General features: G+C 67.3%; 15 protein-coding genes. 10 read left to right on the forward strand and 5 right to left on the reverse strand.

Annotated elements, in window-relative coordinates:
* The first annotated feature begins 30 nt into the window (after positions 1 to 30).
* The 4 genes from H6717_30900 (at position 31) to H6717_30915 (ending at position 3,519) form a co-directional block, all read left to right on the forward strand.
* Positions 31 to 282, forward strand: a complete 252-nt coding sequence (locus tag H6717_30900) for a hypothetical protein (protein MCB9581479.1) — start codon at positions 31 to 33, stop codon at positions 280 to 282.
* Between the two features lie 11 nt (positions 283 to 293).
* The gene (locus tag H6717_30905; GenBank protein ID MCB9581480.1) at positions 294 to 911 is read left to right on the forward strand and encodes a hypothetical protein; all 618 of its coding nucleotides are present in this window, start codon (positions 294 to 296) and stop codon (positions 909 to 911) included.
* Between the two features lie 103 nt (positions 912 to 1,014).
* Entirely contained in the window at positions 1,015 to 2,181 is a 1,167-nt protein-coding gene (locus H6717_30910; GenBank protein MCB9581481.1) for a hypothetical protein, read from the forward strand.
* Positions 2,182 to 2,406: 225 nt separating this feature from the next.
* A complete protein-coding gene (locus H6717_30915; protein ID MCB9581482.1) occupies positions 2,407 to 3,519 on the forward strand; it encodes a hypothetical protein in 1,113 nt (370 codons plus the stop codon).
* On the opposite strand, the gene H6717_30920 is transcribed toward H6717_30915, so the two are convergent.
* A complete protein-coding gene (locus H6717_30920; protein MCB9581483.1) occupies positions 3,520 to 5,415 on the reverse strand; it encodes an ABC-F family ATP-binding cassette domain-containing protein in 1,896 nt (631 codons plus the stop codon). It lies immediately after the preceding gene.
* Positions 5,416 to 5,552: 137 nt separating this feature from the next.
* On the opposite strand from H6717_30920, the gene H6717_30925 reads away from it, so the two are divergent.
* The 3 genes from H6717_30925 (at position 5,553) to H6717_30935 (ending at position 7,522) form a co-directional block, all read left to right on the forward strand.
* Positions 5,553 to 6,329, forward strand: coding sequence for a hypothetical protein (locus H6717_30925; protein MCB9581484.1), 777 nt, complete (start codon positions 5,553 to 5,555; stop codon positions 6,327 to 6,329).
* A gap of 15 nt (positions 6,330 to 6,344) precedes the next feature.
* A complete protein-coding gene (locus H6717_30930) occupies positions 6,345 to 6,932 on the forward strand; it encodes a dual specificity protein phosphatase family protein (protein MCB9581485.1) in 588 nt (195 codons plus the stop codon).
* Between the two features lie 71 nt (positions 6,933 to 7,003).
* A complete protein-coding gene (locus H6717_30935; protein ID MCB9581486.1) occupies positions 7,004 to 7,522 on the forward strand; it encodes a Uma2 family endonuclease in 519 nt (172 codons plus the stop codon).
* A gap of 45 nt (positions 7,523 to 7,567) precedes the next feature.
* Here the strand turns inward: H6717_30935 and H6717_30940 are convergent, their stop codons facing one another.
* Together H6717_30940 and H6717_30945 are read right to left on the reverse strand one after the other, a co-directional pair.
* A complete protein-coding gene (locus tag H6717_30940) occupies positions 7,568 to 9,622 on the reverse strand; it encodes a spondin domain-containing protein (GenBank protein MCB9581487.1) in 2,055 nt (684 codons plus the stop codon).
* 168 nt (positions 9,623 to 9,790) lie between these two features.
* Positions 9,791 to 10,726 (reverse strand): LysR family transcriptional regulator, encoded by a 936-nt coding sequence (locus tag H6717_30945; GenBank protein ID MCB9581488.1) that lies wholly within the window; start codon positions 10,724 to 10,726, stop codon positions 9,791 to 9,793.
* An 88-nt stretch (positions 10,727 to 10,814) separates the two neighbouring features.
* On the opposite strand from H6717_30945, the gene H6717_30950 reads away from it, so the two are divergent.
* Genes H6717_30950 through H6717_30960 form a run of 3 tightly spaced genes read left to right on the forward strand, consistent with a single transcriptional unit; the run spans position 10,815 to position 13,322 of the window.
* On the forward strand, positions 10,815 to 11,936 hold the full coding sequence (locus tag H6717_30950; protein ID MCB9581489.1) for a homogentisate 1,2-dioxygenase: 1,122 nt from the start codon (positions 10,815 to 10,817) through the stop codon (positions 11,934 to 11,936).
* On the forward strand, positions 11,933 to 12,955 hold the full coding sequence (gene hppD / locus H6717_30955) for a 4-hydroxyphenylpyruvate dioxygenase (GenBank protein ID MCB9581490.1): 1,023 nt from the start codon (positions 11,933 to 11,935) through the stop codon (positions 12,953 to 12,955). Before H6717_30950 ends, hppD begins: the two co-directional genes overlap by 4 nt.
* Before the next feature lie 25 nt (positions 12,956 to 12,980).
* Positions 12,981 to 13,322, forward strand: coding sequence for a hypothetical protein (locus H6717_30960; protein MCB9581491.1), 342 nt, complete (start codon positions 12,981 to 12,983; stop codon positions 13,320 to 13,322).
* 126 nt (positions 13,323 to 13,448) lie between these two features.
* Here H6717_30960 and H6717_30965 read toward each other — a convergent pair whose 3' ends face one another.
* Both H6717_30965 and H6717_30970 read right to left on the reverse strand, forming a co-directional pair.
* A complete protein-coding gene (locus H6717_30965; GenBank protein ID MCB9581492.1) occupies positions 13,449 to 13,838 on the reverse strand; it encodes a hypothetical protein in 390 nt (129 codons plus the stop codon).
* Between the two features lie 265 nt (positions 13,839 to 14,103).
* Entirely contained in the window at positions 14,104 to 14,460 is a 357-nt protein-coding gene (locus tag H6717_30970; GenBank protein ID MCB9581493.1) for a rhodanese-like domain-containing protein, read from the reverse strand.
* Between the last annotated feature and the right edge of the window lie 9 nt (positions 14,461 to 14,469).

Consider the following 14,469-nt stretch of genomic DNA (forward strand, 5'->3'; position numbering starts at 1 on the left):
CCGCCATGGCGCCGGAAAGGGCGACGTGTGATGAAGACTCGGAGGATCGCTTCGTTGGCTGTCTTGCTGGCGTTGGCGTCGGGTTGCAAGCAGCAGCACGCCGACGGCAAGCTGTACTTGGCGGGCACGGACAACGGTTCCCGCTCCGTGATCTCCCTCGATACCAGCGCGGAGCCCTACAAGCTCGAGGTGGTGCTGAAGTACGGGTCCACCATCGACACCGCCTTCACCGTGGGCACGTTTCGTCGTGCTGCCGATGTTCGGCCCTGGCGGAATCCCTGAACGGCTATCAGATGCTGTACCGCAAGGACGATTCCGTGGGCGCAAACCCACTCTCTTGGGTGAACGCGTCCTACTGGGCGAACGGTGGCGGAAAGAGCTACCAGATCCTCGACCTCGAGGAGCACGGCGGGAAGTTCTACGGCTGCGGCGCCACGATTTCCGAGCCGCCCATGATGTTCTTGCCGAACCCCAGCGCCAGCGAGCCATGGCAGATGAGCGTGGTGCAGCTGGGATCCTTCAGCGGCGAGATGTGGGGCATCGACGTGGATCCGTCCGGCGGCGTGGTGGTGGGGGGCGTGAACCAGGACACGCACCGCGGAATGATCTACGTCTCGCAAGCGAACCCCAGCGACCCCGCGGACTGGCAGGCCTTCGACGTGGGTCAGCTGTTTCCCTCTGCCGCGACGTGGATTCGGGGCGTGTGCACCAACGGCTCGCGCATCGTGGCGGTGGGCGAGTATCCGAAGACCAGCGATCCCCTGCTCTTGGTTTCGGACGACGGCGGCAAGACCTTCACGGACATGACGCCGAGCGCCCCCGACGCCCTGAGCGAGTGCGTGGTGTATCCGAGCGGTGCCTTCACCGTGGCGGGGGGTGAAGGCTTCGTGGGCAGTTACGTTCCGGGCTGAACGCGACGGGTATCGCGCCGGACCGACATCCAGAAATCCCTGATGGATGATGATGTTGGCCCGGCGCGGAAGCCCGCGCAGAGGAAGCGCGTACAATGCGGCCATGCGAGTGGGGCTCCTGGCGCTTTTCGCCGGCATTTCGCTGATCGCGGCGTGCCGGCGAACGACCGCACCGCGCTACCCGACCCCGCCCGCCAGCCTCGGCGGAAGCGGCAGTGGCGCCGTGGTGGCCGAGGGCTGGGGTGGACCGCCGCCGAGCTGGCCGCTTCCCGGAGGGCCGCACCCCCTCGCCGCGCAGCCTCCGCCCGGCGCGGAGCAGAGCATCCAGGCGTTGGGGAGCGCCATCGCGGCGCAGGTGCAAAACCCCTACGAACGTCTGCGCGTGCTCCACGACTGGGAGATCCTCCACGTGCAAGGCACGGGTGGCGAGCTGCCGCGCGGGCAAGCGGCAGATCCCGAGCTCGTGTTCCGCCAGCGCACGGCGACGAGCGCGGGCTATGCGGCGCTGTTGGCGGAGCTGGGCAAGGCGGCGGGGCTCGAGGTGCTGGTGGTGACGGGCGTCGTTCGCGCGCCGTACGCGACCGCCGCCACGGCGGATCACGTTTGGAACGTCGCCCGCATCGGCGACGGCTGGTTCGCCGTGGACGTGGCGTGGGACGGCGGCCACACACGTCCCGGTGCGCCGCCGGGCTACCGGACGGACTTCCTGTTTCCACCGGCGGAGCTCCTTCTCAATTCGCACTTCCCGGACGACGCGCGCTGGCAGCTCCGCGAGCGGCCCGCGAGCTTTGCGGAGTTCGCGGCGCAGCCCGTTCTCGAACGTCCGTTCTTCGAACGCGGTTGGGAGCTCACGGCGCCGCTGCCTTATCGCGCGCCGGCCCAAGGGCAGATCGCGGTGCAGCTCCGCACGCGCGTCACGCAGCGGGTGCCGGGCCAGCTCATGGCGCTGTATCAGGGGCAAACCGCGGGGTTTCGCGGGGCGCCGTGTCAGGTGCTGCCGCCGCCGGCAAACGGGCAGACGGAGGTGGTGGTGGAGGCCGGAGCGGCGCTCACCGTCACCTGTGCGCTGCCCGAGACGGGTGAATACGCGGTGCAGCTGTCGTCGCGTCTCCCCACGCAGTCGGTCAGCACGCCGTTCTTCACCGCCTACGTCGACAATCTCGTCGCTGCAGCACCACAGAAGAAGAAGCGTCCGCTCACGCCGTTGGGCTTGCCGCCCGGATTGATCCCACCCGGCATCATCCCACCGGGACTCCTGTCTCCCGGCTGAACGCGATCACTGCGACGTGCAGGCGGACTCGCGCTGCAACTTTTCGAACGCAGTGTTGTTGCGCATTTCAAATTGCAGCGAACGAGATCGCTCGCTTGAAGTGGTCGGCTTTTTCATTACGGTCACGCACTTCCGTCGCCTGCTGTCGCTACGTGTGGGTACGAACGGTACACCGACGTGCTGCGCATGACGCGCGCGGCGGTCACTCGTTTCGGGAGAGCAAAGATGCAAGCACGTTATCTGACACCCTTGTTGTTGTTCGTTCCTCTTGCCTGCGCGGCGCCGACTGACAGCGGCGTGCTCAAAGGCAACGGGGGTAGTGGTAACGCGACGGGGAGCGGCGGCGGAGGTGGCGTCGGCGCGGTCGGTGGTGGTGGTGGCATCGGAGCCACGGGGGGCAACGGTGGCTTTGGCGCCGGCGGCACCGGCACGGGTGGTTTCGGTGCCGGCGGCACCGGCACCGGCGGCTTTGGCGCGCAGGGCGGCACGGGTGGCGGCGGCGTTGGGGGCGGCACGGGGGGCTTCGGTGCCACGGGCGGCGGAGGCGGATCCGGCGGCACCACGGTGACCAGCGTGGAGTGCAACCCATGCTCCACGGACTCCCAGTGCGGGGATGGCCAGAGCGCGGGGTGCTGGATCGGCAATGGCACCGGGCAGCCCGCGTATTGCGCTCTCGACTGCACCTTGGGTCAGGTGTGTCCGTCGGGCTCGAGCTGCATCCAGGATACGGGGGACCAGTACAAGACGTGCATCCCGGACGGAGGGTCCTGCGGCGGTGGCCCCACCACCGTGCAATGCCAGCCATGTGCGAGCGACTCCACCTGTGGTGATGGCCAGAGCGCTGGCTGCTGGCTACAGGGTGACAGCACGACACCAGGCTACTGCGCCCTCGACTGCACCAACAGCAACGCGTGTCCGTCGGGAGCCACCTGCATGCAGGATCCCAACGACCCATACAAGACCTGCGTTCCCAGCAGCGGCAGCTGCAGCGGCTTCGGTGGTGGCGGTGGCACCGGTGGCTTCGGCGGCGGCGGCGGTACCGGCGGCTCCGGTGGTGGGACCGGGGGCTTTGGCGGCGGTGGCAGCGGCGGCACGTCCGGCGGTGGCGGTACCGGCGGGAGCACCACCACCTGCACGGACACCTGGGCGAGCTACGGCCAAGCCTTCTTCGCGAACAACTGCGCGAAGTGCCACAGCTGGGCCGGATCGCACTCTTCCGTCCAGAGCAAGCTCAGCTCCATCACCGGACGCATCCAGTCCGGGAGCATGCCGCCCGGTGGCATTTCCGCGGCGGACAAACAAAAGATCTTGGCTTACCTGGGCTGTGGAGCACCCTGATCAGGCGCCGGCGATTTCCGCTTCCAGCTCTTCCCAGCGTTCCATCAGCTCTGCGACGGTGGTTTCCAGCTTGGTTTCCTCCGCCCGGAGCTTGGGCGCTTCGTCCGTCTCGAAGAATCCGGGCTCGCAGTAGCGCTCCCGGATCTGCGCCAGCCTGAGCTCCGTCTGCTCGATGCGCTCCATCACCGAATCGCGCTCTTTTGGCAGCGCGCTCTGGCGATTCTTGCTGACCTTCTTGTCCTTCTGCGGGCGCTCGCCCCGTTGCGCTTTCTTCTCGCTCTTGGCGCGGAGCTCCACGCTCTCCGCGTCCAGGTGGTCGTCGCCTTCGCGCTCCAGGTACTCGTCGTAGCTGCCCGCGAAGTCGTTCAGGCCGTCGGCTTTGACCTCGATCACGCGGGTGGCCAGCTGGGACACGAACCAGCGATCGTGGGACACGAAGATCAACGTGCCCTCGTAGCTTTCGAGAGCGGCCACCAGCGCCTCGATGGATTCCAGATCGAGGTGGTTGGTGGGCTCGTCCAGCACCAGCACGTTGGGTTTTTGCACCATCAAGCGGCTCATCACCAAGCGGGTGGCTTCCCCTCCGGAGAGCGCGCCGATCTTCTTTTCCACGTCCTCCCCCGAGAACAACAGGCGTCCGAGCACACCGCGCACGAAGCTGGTGCCCTCCTGCGGGCAGATGTCCCACAGGTAGTCGAGGGCGGTCTGCTTCGGATCCGTGAGCTGATCTTTGTGGTCCTGCGCGAAGTAGCCGACCTGCGTCTCGTGTCCCCAACTGACGGTGCCGGCGTCGGCGTCCAGGTTTTCCGTCACGATCTTCAGCAGCGTGGACTTGCCCAGGCCGTTGGCGCCGATCACCGCCACGCGCTCTCCCCGGCGAATGGTGAGTGACACGTCGCTCAGCACCTGCTTTTCGCCGTAGGCCTTGCTCACGTCCTCGAGAGCGATCACGTCCTTGCCGCTGGGGCGGACGATGTCGAAGCGGAACTTCGGATAGCGCCGGGAAGACTGCGGCAGTTCGACGATCTCGATCTTCTCGATCTGCTTCAGTCGGCTCTGGGCCTGCCGCGCCTTGGTGGCCTTGGCGCGAAAGCGCTCCACGAACGCCTTCTTGTCGGCGATGGCCTTCTCGGCCTTGGCAATTTCGCTCTCCTTGCGGTCGCGCGTGGCGACCTTCTGCTCCAAGAAGTCGTTGTAGTTGCCGGGGTAGAGGTTGATGGTGCGGTAGTCCACGTCCAGAACGTGGGTCGCCACGTTGTTCAAGAATCGGTGATCGTGGCTGATGATCACCGCGCAGCCCTTGTAGCTCGAGAGAAAGCGCTCCAACCAACGGATGCTCAAGATGTCCAGGTGGTTGGTGGGCTCGTCCAAGAACAGCGCGTCGGGCTGGCCCACGAGCACCTGCGCCAGCAGCACTCGGAGCTTGTAGCCGCCGCTCAACGTGCGCAGCGGTTGACGGATCGCGCTCTCCGGAATGCCGAGGCCGACCAGCACCTGCGCCGCGCGGGATTCCAGGGTGTAGCCGTCGTGCGCGCGCAGGATTTCGTCGAGCTCGCCCATGCGGTGGGCGTCGGGCATCTCCTGCTCGGCGAGGGCGTCGTGCTCCGCCAGCGCCTTCCAGGCGATCTCGTCGCCCATCATGGCCACGTCCAGGATGATCTGGTCGTCGTTCAGGAAGCGATCCTGACGCAGCACCCCGACACGGGCGTTCTTCGGAAAGGTGACCTCGCCGCCGCTCGCGGGCTCGTCCCCGGTGAGGATGCGCAGGAAGGTCGTCTTGCCCGAGCCGTTGGCGCCCACCAGGCCGTAGCGGCTGGCGGGGTTCAGCTGCAGCGTGACGCCCTCGAACAAAGTCTGCGGGCCGAACGCTTTCTCGAGGTTCACGATGCCAATCACGGGGCCGCCACCTAGCATGATTGTGACAGGTTGTCCGAGCACTCCGGTGCGCGAGACATTCTGGCTGGGTTCGAACGCGCGTTTGTGCGATTTCCTGCGGCGTTTCGCGTGGCACGGCGATCGCATTGGAGTGCGTCGTGCTCCGCCCGCGCGCTCCCCACGGCATCGTCACCGGCATCGTCATCGCGGTGCTCTCGGGGGGCGCGAACCTGTCCGTCGCCGGAGTGCTTCCGGAGCTATGGGCGCAGGCGGAGCCGGTCGTCATCGAGCCGGTCCAAGAAGTCGTGCCACCCGCGCCCGCGGGTCGCGGGCCGGCGCCGGTGCTCAGGGCGGACCCTTTGGCAGCGCCGCGCTGCGCGGGCCTGACGCTCACGGCCGTGAGCCAGCTCGACGACGACCATGCATCGCTGGCCAGCATCCGAAGCGCGCGCGGCAGCGTGACGCGCGGCTTCAAGGGATCCGTGGAAGACCGTCGCGTGGTGTACGTCGGCGAGAACCCACGGCTGCGGCGGCCGGCGGTGTGGTTGACGGCGGGGAAGGCGCTGTGCCAGGTGGTGATGGGCGACGCGCAGAGGCTCGTGGCGCCCCCGCCGCCATCCACGTCGGGCGAGCTCGAAGTGGACCGCTCCGTGCTGGAAACCGCGCTGGCTCACCCGGAGACGTTGGGCGCGCGCATCGACCTCTCCACTCTGTCGGGGGCGTCGGGCCTCCGGCTGCAGGCCGTGACGCCGGGCAAGTTGCTCCATCGCTTGGGCCTTCGCCGCGGCGATCGCATCGAGAGCGTCAATGGTTTCACGCTGAAAGACGCCGAACAGGCCATGCGAGCCCTAGCGACGCTGGCCCGCGCGACGCACTTGACCGCCGTCGTGGTTCGCGACGGCGCCCGGCGGACGGTCGACGTTTCGCTCCGGTGAAGTAAGCTCGGGGTCATGCGGGCGTTCGCTCTCGTGCTGTTGCTCACGGCCTGTTCCGCGCCGGTCCAGCATCAGGATGTTGGTTCGCCGCGGAAGCCCGCGGCCTGGTACGCACCGCGCGTCGCGCGCCCCGGCCTTCCGAACCTGCATCGCGTCTCGTCGCGGCTGTACCGCAGTGCTCAGCCCAGCACCGAGGGCATGCGCGAGCTTCCGGCGTTGGGCGTGACCACGGTGGTGAACCTCCGCTCGCTGCATTCGGACAGCGAAGAGATCGGCACGCTGCCCCTGCGCAGCGAGCACATCCGGATGAACGCCTGGCACCCGGAAGACGAAGACGTCGTGCGCTTCTTGCGCATCGTGACCAATCCCGAGAGTGGAACCGTGCTGGTGCACTGTCAGCACGGAGCAGACAGGACCGGGCTCTTGGTGGCGGTGTATCGCGTGGTGGTGCAGGGCTGGTCGAAGGAGCGCGCCATCGACGAGATGACGAACGGCGGCTTCGGCTTCCATCCCGTGTGGAAGAACCTCGTCGCCTATCTGCGCCACTTGGACGTGGCGCGCATCCGCGCCGAAGCAGGCCTGGTGGCAAACACGCCCGCGTAGCGTAGACTCGTAGAGTGACTCAGTCGCTTCACCAGCGTTTCACCTTTGCGGAGTACGTGCTCCTGGAAGAGATGAGCACGGTAAAGCACGAGTATCTCGATGGTCAGGCTTGGGCGATGGCAGGCGGTTCGCCACAGCACGCGGCTATCGCCGGTAACGTGATTGGCCACCTTCGCCAGAGCCTGAAGGGGAAACGCTGTCGAGTCTTTACCTCGGATTTGAGAGTGCGTGTCGTCGAGACCGGTCTCGGAACCTACCCCGACGCATCCGTGATTTGCGGCGACATCGAACTCGATTCGGAAGATCCCAAACGCCACACGGCGGTAAACCCGATCTTCCTGCTCGAGGTACTCAGTCCGACCACGGCCGATTACGACGCTGGGGAGAAGCTGGAGCATTACAAGCGGATTGAAAGCTTGAGGGAGGTGCTGCTCGTATCTTCCTCGGAGCGAAGCGTGACTCACTGGCAACGCGAGCGCGGCGGAGAGTGGACAGCTTCGACGGTGCTCGCGCGCGGCGAAGTCGAGCTTCGCAGTATTGGGTGCATCCTCCCCCTCGACGAGATCTACTTCGATCCGCTCGAAGCGTGACGCCTCCCGCCACGCCGCACGGGCAGCGTGGCGGGAAGCGGCGGCTCACATCGGTTCGATGGTGACCTTCACCACGCTGGAGGCGGCGGGCAGCGGCCACAGGTCGGAGCTCGACGCGCGCACGGTGCCGTCCCCCTCGCTGGCGCCCATGTTCGGACCGGACTGAAGCCCGGGGCCCGCCATGTCAGGCCCCAGCGCGGAGCCCTGGTTCTGTTCCGTGCCCGCGTCCCAGGCCGCCAGCTGCGCGCCGACGTCGTTGGCAATGTCGGTGTCGCTCCGGGCAGCGCCGCTGCCGTCCAGAAGCGCAATGCCGCCCTCGCCCAAGGACAGGAAGGTGTCGTTCGAAGGTACGGCCATGCTGGCGATGCTCAGGAAGCGATGGCTCGCGTCGGCGGTGACCTGGAACGTCACGCTGTTGCCGGGCATGATCGGCCCGCTGCCCTCGGAGCCGGAGCTCATCACTCCGCTCATGGCGGAGAGCTCGCTCAAGAGGGTGGTTCCCTTGCCGTCCTCGGCCAAGGCTTCCAGCCCCGGCGAAGCGGGCATGCCGGTCTTGAACATGCTGGCGGTCGCGTCGTGGATGGCCCAGGCCACCGGAGAGATGAGCCCCACGAAGGCCGTGTTGGCACTGACGTTCTCGACCGTTACGTCGAACTTGAGGCCGCCCGCGTTCTTGATGGTGACGCCGGCGAACTTGCTCAGGTGGGTCGCGTCCCAGTCGTTGGTGGTGTCGGAGTAGCGGCGCACCTTGTCGTTCGGATCTGCGGGGCCGGTGTTGGGAGCGGCTTGCCGCGGCGCTTGGTTCGGACCCACGCCGGGCGCCTCGTTCATTTCCGTGCCCACGTCCCATAGCGAGAGCGTGCGCATGATGTCGGCCTGCACGTCGGCGGCGGGGCGCGCGGTGCCAGCGTCCATCAATGCCACGCCCTCGGGCGGCGTGCCGACGATGGTGTCGTTGGTCTGCCCCACCATGCTGGCGAAGGAGAGCATGGGCGCTGCCGCCGTCGGCGTGACGGAGAAGGAGAGGGACGCGCCCGGCAGCGTCAGCGAGCCGGCGGAGTCGACCTCGCCGATGCCGCTGGCGCCGGTGTTGGCCGTCACCAACATGGAAGGATCGCCGTCTTCCGCCAGGTTCTCGAGGCCCGCGGGTGCGGTATTGCCCAGGGTGAACAGGCTCCAGCTCGAGTCGTGGGTGGCGTAGAACGCGGGCGAGATCGGCGACATGGCCACGCCCATGGCCTTGGACACGTTCTCCATGGTGATGGTGAACGTGCCGCCGCTCTCGCTGACGGTCACGTTGGCGATGGCCGATGCCACGGGCAGCGCGCGAGTCGGGTCCGTGCGCGGCGCCACCACGCCTTCGGCGGGGCCGGTGTTGGGGGCGGCTTGCCGCGGGGCCTGGGAGCCGCCGAATCCCGGTGCTTCGTCGCGCTCGGTACCGGCGTTCCAGAGCGCGATCTGCGAGGTGACGTCTTGCGCCGCCAGCGGCGCGCCGCTGCCGTCGAACAGCGCGATGCCGCTGCCGTCGTCGCCAATGAAGGTATCGTTGGATTGTCCGTACATCGCCGCCATTGAGAGCTTGTCGCCGGGGTGCGCGGTGATCACCGCTTCGAAGCTGTCGCCGGGCAACGCGGGGCCTGCGCTCGACTTGCCCACCGGCGTGTCCACCGCCATCGCCGTCATTCCGGCGGTCGTCAGGCTGGTGACCAACGCGCTCGGGTCGCCGTCCTCCGCGACGCTCTCGAGTCCGAGCCCCGGATCCGCCTTACCCACCTCGAAGAACGGATTGGGTGCAGTGTGCAGCACGAGCAACGTGGGCGATACGCCGGAGGGCAGCGCGCTCGAGCCGGACACGTTCTCGATCTTCACCTTGAAGCTCGATGTCGCGCCGGCCATGCCGCCGCTGCCCGCCATGCCGCCGCTGCCCGCCATGCCGGCCATGCCCCCGCTGCCCGACGCGCCGCCACTTCCCGCCATGCCACCAGTGGCACCGCTGCCGGCCGTGCCGCCACTGCCGCCCCCGTCGTCGTCGCTCCCGCAGGCGGGAAGGCCGAGGGACAAGATCGCAGAAAGAAGTACGAAAGTTCGTGTGCGCATCATGATGATCGATCCCCTTTTGTCGGTGGTTCGTATTCGCAAATGAAGAGACGGCGCCGCCCGAAGGGGCAGCGCCACGAGAGAGACCTCGACGGGATCCGAGAGCGATGGGGCTCTGGGATCGCCGAGGCTCACCCTCCGTGTGCGCCTACGCGTTGCCGCCGGCGGGAGTTACCGCCGACCTCGATCTTTTTTGTTGGTGCGGCGCGAAGTCCCGTCGCGTTTTGTCTCTTCCGCGAGCAGCTCGAGGAACAGTGAGGCGGAGCGCCCCGGATCTCGTCGTCGTGTCACGAGCTGTGGCGTGAACACGTATTCGTCGCCTTCCACGAAGCCGACGCGCGTGAGCGCGCCGGACCTCAAGTCTTGCTGCACGAGGTGCTCCGGCATCCAGCCGAAGCCCACACCGGCGAGCAACGCCTGACGCTTGGTGTGGAAATCCGAGAGGCGAAACACCTGGGGGCTGCCGAGGGACAGGCGTCCGGTGCGCGGCTCCGCGTCGCGTGCGGAATCCTCGACGATCAGCTCGACGTGCTCGGCGAGCCGCGCGCGGTCCACGCCCCCTGCATTCAGCACGGGGTGATCCGCTCGTGCCAACAGCAACATGGAGATCGGCGGTAGCGGCTCTGCCACGTGGTGTGCATCGCCAACGTAGTCGATGCTCAGCATCAGATCTGCGCGCTCTCGCACGAAGCGTTCGCGCACTCCTGCAAGATGCTCGATCCGAAGCGCGACGCGCGTGGGCACGCCGCGTTCGCCGAAGCGACGGAGGGCGCCGAGGATCGGGGGCATCGGCAAGATGCCTTCCACGACGATGGCGAGCCGTGGTTCCCATTCGTCCCGGAGCTCCCGCGCCATGCGGCGCAAGCGGTCCGCGTGCTCCAAGAGGCGCCGCCCTTCGTCGAGCACGCGCCGCCCAGCGGGGGTGAGGGCGGCGCGGTGACCGCTGCGGTCGAACAGCCGCAACCCCAGGGACTCTTCCAACGTCTTGACCGAGTAGCTGACGGCGCTGGTGGCCCGGGAAAGCTCCCGGGCCGCTCGGGCAAAGCTGCCCAACCGCTCGATCGAGTCCAGCACCCGCAGCTGGTCCAGGGTGAGGGGGTTGTTCAAAGAATCTGAATGACTTTTATCAGGTCTTTGTAATTTCTAGAATAGCGCTCGGCTGCTACCCCATCGTTCGCGAGAGCGAGGAGGAACGATGCATCACCACGTGCGCGGCCGCGTCACCCGTCAGGCCCATGTCGATCTGCCCACCGGAACCGTGGAAGAGGAGTTCGGTCGCGGCGGCTTCTTCGGCGCCGCGAGCCACCTGTATCGGGCGGAAGCGCCCGTGGGTTGGACCCGTATCGAGGGCGAGCTCCGTCCCCACGCGCTGCACGCCGCCGAGCTCCAAGGACTGGGCGGCGACTACCTCGCTTCGCGCGCGGCCTTCCTGCAGAACGACGACGTGACCCTGCGCTTCGCCCGCGTGAGCGAGCCGGTGCCGTATCACTTCCGTAATGCCGACGCCGACGAGGTGCTGTTCGTCCACACCGGACGCGGTCAGCTCGAGAGCGACTTCGGCACCATCGACTATCGCCCGGGCGACTACCTGGTGATCCCCCGCGGCACCGCGCATCGCCTGGTGCCCGCGGACGTCACCAACCTGCTGGTGATCGAGTCTCGGGACGAGGTCACTCTCCCGGAGCGCGGCATCCTCGGTCATCACGCGCTCTTCGATCTCGACGTGGTGGAGGTTCCCGAGCCGGCGCCGAGCACGCTCTCCGCCGACAATGGTGAGTGGGAGCTGCGCGTGCAGCACCGCGGCAAGGTCACGAGCATCTTCTACCCCTTCAACCCTCTCAACACCGTGGGATGGAAGGGTAACCTCAGCGTATGGCGGCTGAACGTGGGCGACATCCGTCCGATCCTGAGCGAGCGCTATCATCTGCCGCCGAGCGCTCACGCCACCTTCGCCACGCCGAGCTGGGTAGTGTGCACCTTTCTGCCGCGACCGCTGGAGACGGGTGATCCGGGCGCGCTGCGCGTGCCCTTCTATCACTCGAACATCGACTACGACGAAGTCATCTTCTACCACTCGGGAGACTTCTTCAGCCGCGCGGGCATCCGGCCTGGGATGGTCACCTACCACCCGCAGGGCATCCACCACGGACCGCAACCCGCGGCAGTGTTGGCGGCCAAGGACAAGACGCGCACCAACGAGATTGCCGTGATGGTGGACACCCGGCGGCCCCTCGATCTCACCGAGGCCGGCAAGGGCGTGGAGCAACCGGACTACTGGAAGAGCTGGCAGTCGCCGGCGGAGGGCAAGGACCGATGAACGCAAATCCCCTGGGCATCGACGGCATCGCCTGCGTGGAGTTCTCCGCACCCAGCGCCGAGGGCCTCGGCGAGCTCGGACGTCTGTTCAAGGCGCTGGGTCTCTCGAAGCGCATGCGCCACGCCTCCCTGGAGGTGGACGCCTACCTCGACAAGGACGTGCGCTTCCTCGTCAACCGCGAGCCCCATGGCTTCGCCGCGGATTTCGCGCGGGCCCACGGCCCCTGCATCTCCAGCATGGGCTGGTGGGTGAAGGACGCCCAGCTCGCCATCGAGGAGGCCGTACGCCGGGGCGCGCGGCGCTATGAGGGTGCCGGCCTGTTTGGTGACGCTCCGGCCATCTACGGCATCGGCGATTCCTTGATCTACTTCCTCGAGCGGCCGGCGACGGGTTTCTCGGCGCAGTTCATCGCGCTGGATCGACCGGAGCTCGTCTCGAGCCGCGGCTTCCATCTCATCGACCACCTCACGAACAACGTGGAGAAGGGCACGATGGAGCAATGGACGCGCTTCTACATGGACGTGTTCGGCTTCACCGAGGTGCGCACGTTCGACATTCGGGGCAAGAAGACCGGGCTCACTTCCTACGCGCTGCGTTCCCCCTGCGGCCAGTTCTGCATCCCGATCAACGAGGGCAGCGAGGAAAAGAGTCAGATCGAGGAGTACCTCCGGGAGTACCGCGGGGCCGGCATCCAGCACCTCGCGCTCCTCTCGAGCGATCTGCTCGGCAGCTTGCAAGGGCTGGGCGTGCCCACGCTGGACATCGACGACGAGTACTACCGCACCGTGTTCGACCGCGTTCCCGGTGTGCGGGAGGATCACGGCGCCATCGAAGCGGCGAAGGTGTTGGTGGATGGTGACGCCGACGGCTACTTGCTGCAGATCTTCACCCAGAACGTGATCGGTCCGATCTTCTTCGAGATGATCCAGAGGGAGAATCACCTGTCTTTCGGAGAGGGTAACTTTGGTGCCCTGTTTCGCAGCATCGAGCGGGACCAAGAGCGGCGCGGCGTGATCTGATCGCGGGGAGCGCTATGCTTGCCGCGTGACGCGAGTTTTTCTGCTATTTTCCGTGCTTCTGGTGGCGTGCGGCAGCGCGCACCAGGAGCAGAAGGCGCCCCAGGCGGCGGTGGTGGTGCCGGAAGCGGCGGATGCCGGTTCCGGCAGCGCAGCGCCGCCGCCGCGGGTCAGTGCGCCCGCGCCCGCGCCGCGCGACGATGGCGTGCGTGCCAGCGTGCGCGTGGAAGTGACGAACGACGGTGGCGTGGTGCAGCTGCACTCGACGCCGGATGCCGGCGTGAAGGTGTGGGGCACCGCGAAGCGCACCGACGGAGGCTTCACCTTTCAGGGTGGCTTTTCCTTTGGCAACGCCGACGCGGGGCCGTGAGCGGACCGCGCTCGGTTCCGCGGCGCACCAACATCAAACCCCCAAGAGAGGGGCCAACGGGTCCGGTCGATGACCCGTTGGCCCCGAGGCGGGACTGGTCTCGGTTCAGATGCAGGAAGGGTACGCTCAGACCTGACCCGGGCACATCAGTCGCACGCCACGATTCTCTTCCAACTTGCGGTACTCACCGTCCACGCAGGGTGCGGGAACGATGGTGGGGGCCGGTGCGGGGGTGGGCGCAATGACCCGCGACCGATGCTTCCGCATCTTTTGCTGCACGGAGGGTGCCAGGGATGCGGGAGCCACCTTCAAGACTTCCTCTCGGATCTGCACGACGTTGCCCGGCTCGATCTCGATGGTGACGGGCTCGATCATGGTGGGCGTCGCGCGCAGCGCCGGCGTGAGCTCCGCCGGGTGAGGGCTGGTGAGAGTGAGGGGGTCGTTCTGGATCGCCAGCACGAGCCCGAGCGCGCCGGCTCCGAGCCCGAGCGAAACTACGGTGACGAGGGCTTTCATGACGGCACCTCCTGCGCTGCCGCGCGCGTACTCTCTGCTGAAATGTGGGCTGCATCCCACATGCCAGCGCTCGCGGCTGGTGTGTAACTGGCGATAAACGTTGAAGAATGACGATGGCGCGGGTCGACCTCCGGGACCCCGTTTCCAGAAAATCGTGCGGCGCGCCGCCCCTTCGACGCAGCTGCCGCGCGCCTCGGCGGAGACCGTAGACGCGTCGACGGCAGCGCCGCGTGACGCTGCCGTCGGGGGCTCGGAGTGCCGATGCCTACGCTGCGGTTTCCAGATCCAGGCCCGCTGCGGCGTACTCCAGCATGCCTCCCGCCATGTTGATCACGCGGGTGAAACCCTGGGACGCCAGGTAGCCGGCGGCGCGCCCCGAGCGAGCACCGCTGCGACACACGAGCACGTAGAGGTCGTCCTTGTTCCAATGCGTGGAGGCCGCGGCGAACTCACCCAGCGGCACCAGCTCCGATCCGGGCACGCGACCGCTGACGAACTCGAAGGGCTCGCGCACGTCGATGATGCGGGCTGCGTCCAGGGCTGCGACGACGGCGTCGGGGCCGGTCTCGCGGTAGCCCGCGGGGTGCTTCACGGCCTGATTCCACAGTTGATCTTGAGTCATCTTCCTTCC

Source organism: Polyangiaceae bacterium (assembly GCA_020633235.1).
In the GTDB taxonomy this organism is placed as follows: domain Bacteria; phylum Myxococcota_A; class Polyangia; order Polyangiales; family Polyangiaceae; genus JACKEA01.

Bases quoted from the DNA above. Each gene is read 5' to 3' on its own strand.
- H6717_30900 (MCB9581479.1), top strand. From the start codon at position 31: ATGAAGACTCGGAGGATCGCTTCGTTGGCTGTCTTGCTGGCGTTGGCG.
- H6717_30905 (MCB9581480.1), top strand. From the start codon at position 294: ATGCTGTACCGCAAGGACGATTCCGTGGGCGCAAACCCACTCTCTTGG.
- H6717_30910 (MCB9581481.1), top strand. From the start codon at position 1,015: ATGCGAGTGGGGCTCCTGGCGCTTTTCGCCGGCATTTCGCTGATCGCG.
- H6717_30915 (MCB9581482.1), top strand. From the start codon at position 2,407: ATGCAAGCACGTTATCTGACACCCTTGTTGTTGTTCGTTCCTCTTGCC.
- H6717_30930 (MCB9581485.1), top strand. From the start codon at position 6,345: ATGCGGGCGTTCGCTCTCGTGCTGTTGCTCACGGCCTGTTCCGCGCCG.
- H6717_30935 (MCB9581486.1), top strand. From the start codon at position 7,004: ATGAGCACGGTAAAGCACGAGTATCTCGATGGTCAGGCTTGGGCGATG.
- H6717_30940 (MCB9581487.1), bottom strand. From the start codon at position 9,622: ATGATGCGCACACGAACTTTCGTACTTCTTTCTGCGATCTTGTCCCTC.
- H6717_30950 (MCB9581489.1), top strand. From the start codon at position 10,815: ATGCATCACCACGTGCGCGGCCGCGTCACCCGTCAGGCCCATGTCGAT.
- hppD (MCB9581490.1), top strand. From the start codon at position 11,933: ATGAACGCAAATCCCCTGGGCATCGACGGCATCGCCTGCGTGGAGTTC.
- H6717_30965 (MCB9581492.1), bottom strand. From the start codon at position 13,838: ATGAAAGCCCTCGTCACCGTAGTTTCGCTCGGGCTCGGAGCCGGCGCG.
- H6717_30970 (MCB9581493.1), bottom strand. From the start codon at position 14,460: ATGACTCAAGATCAACTGTGGAATCAGGCCGTGAAGCACCCCGCGGGC.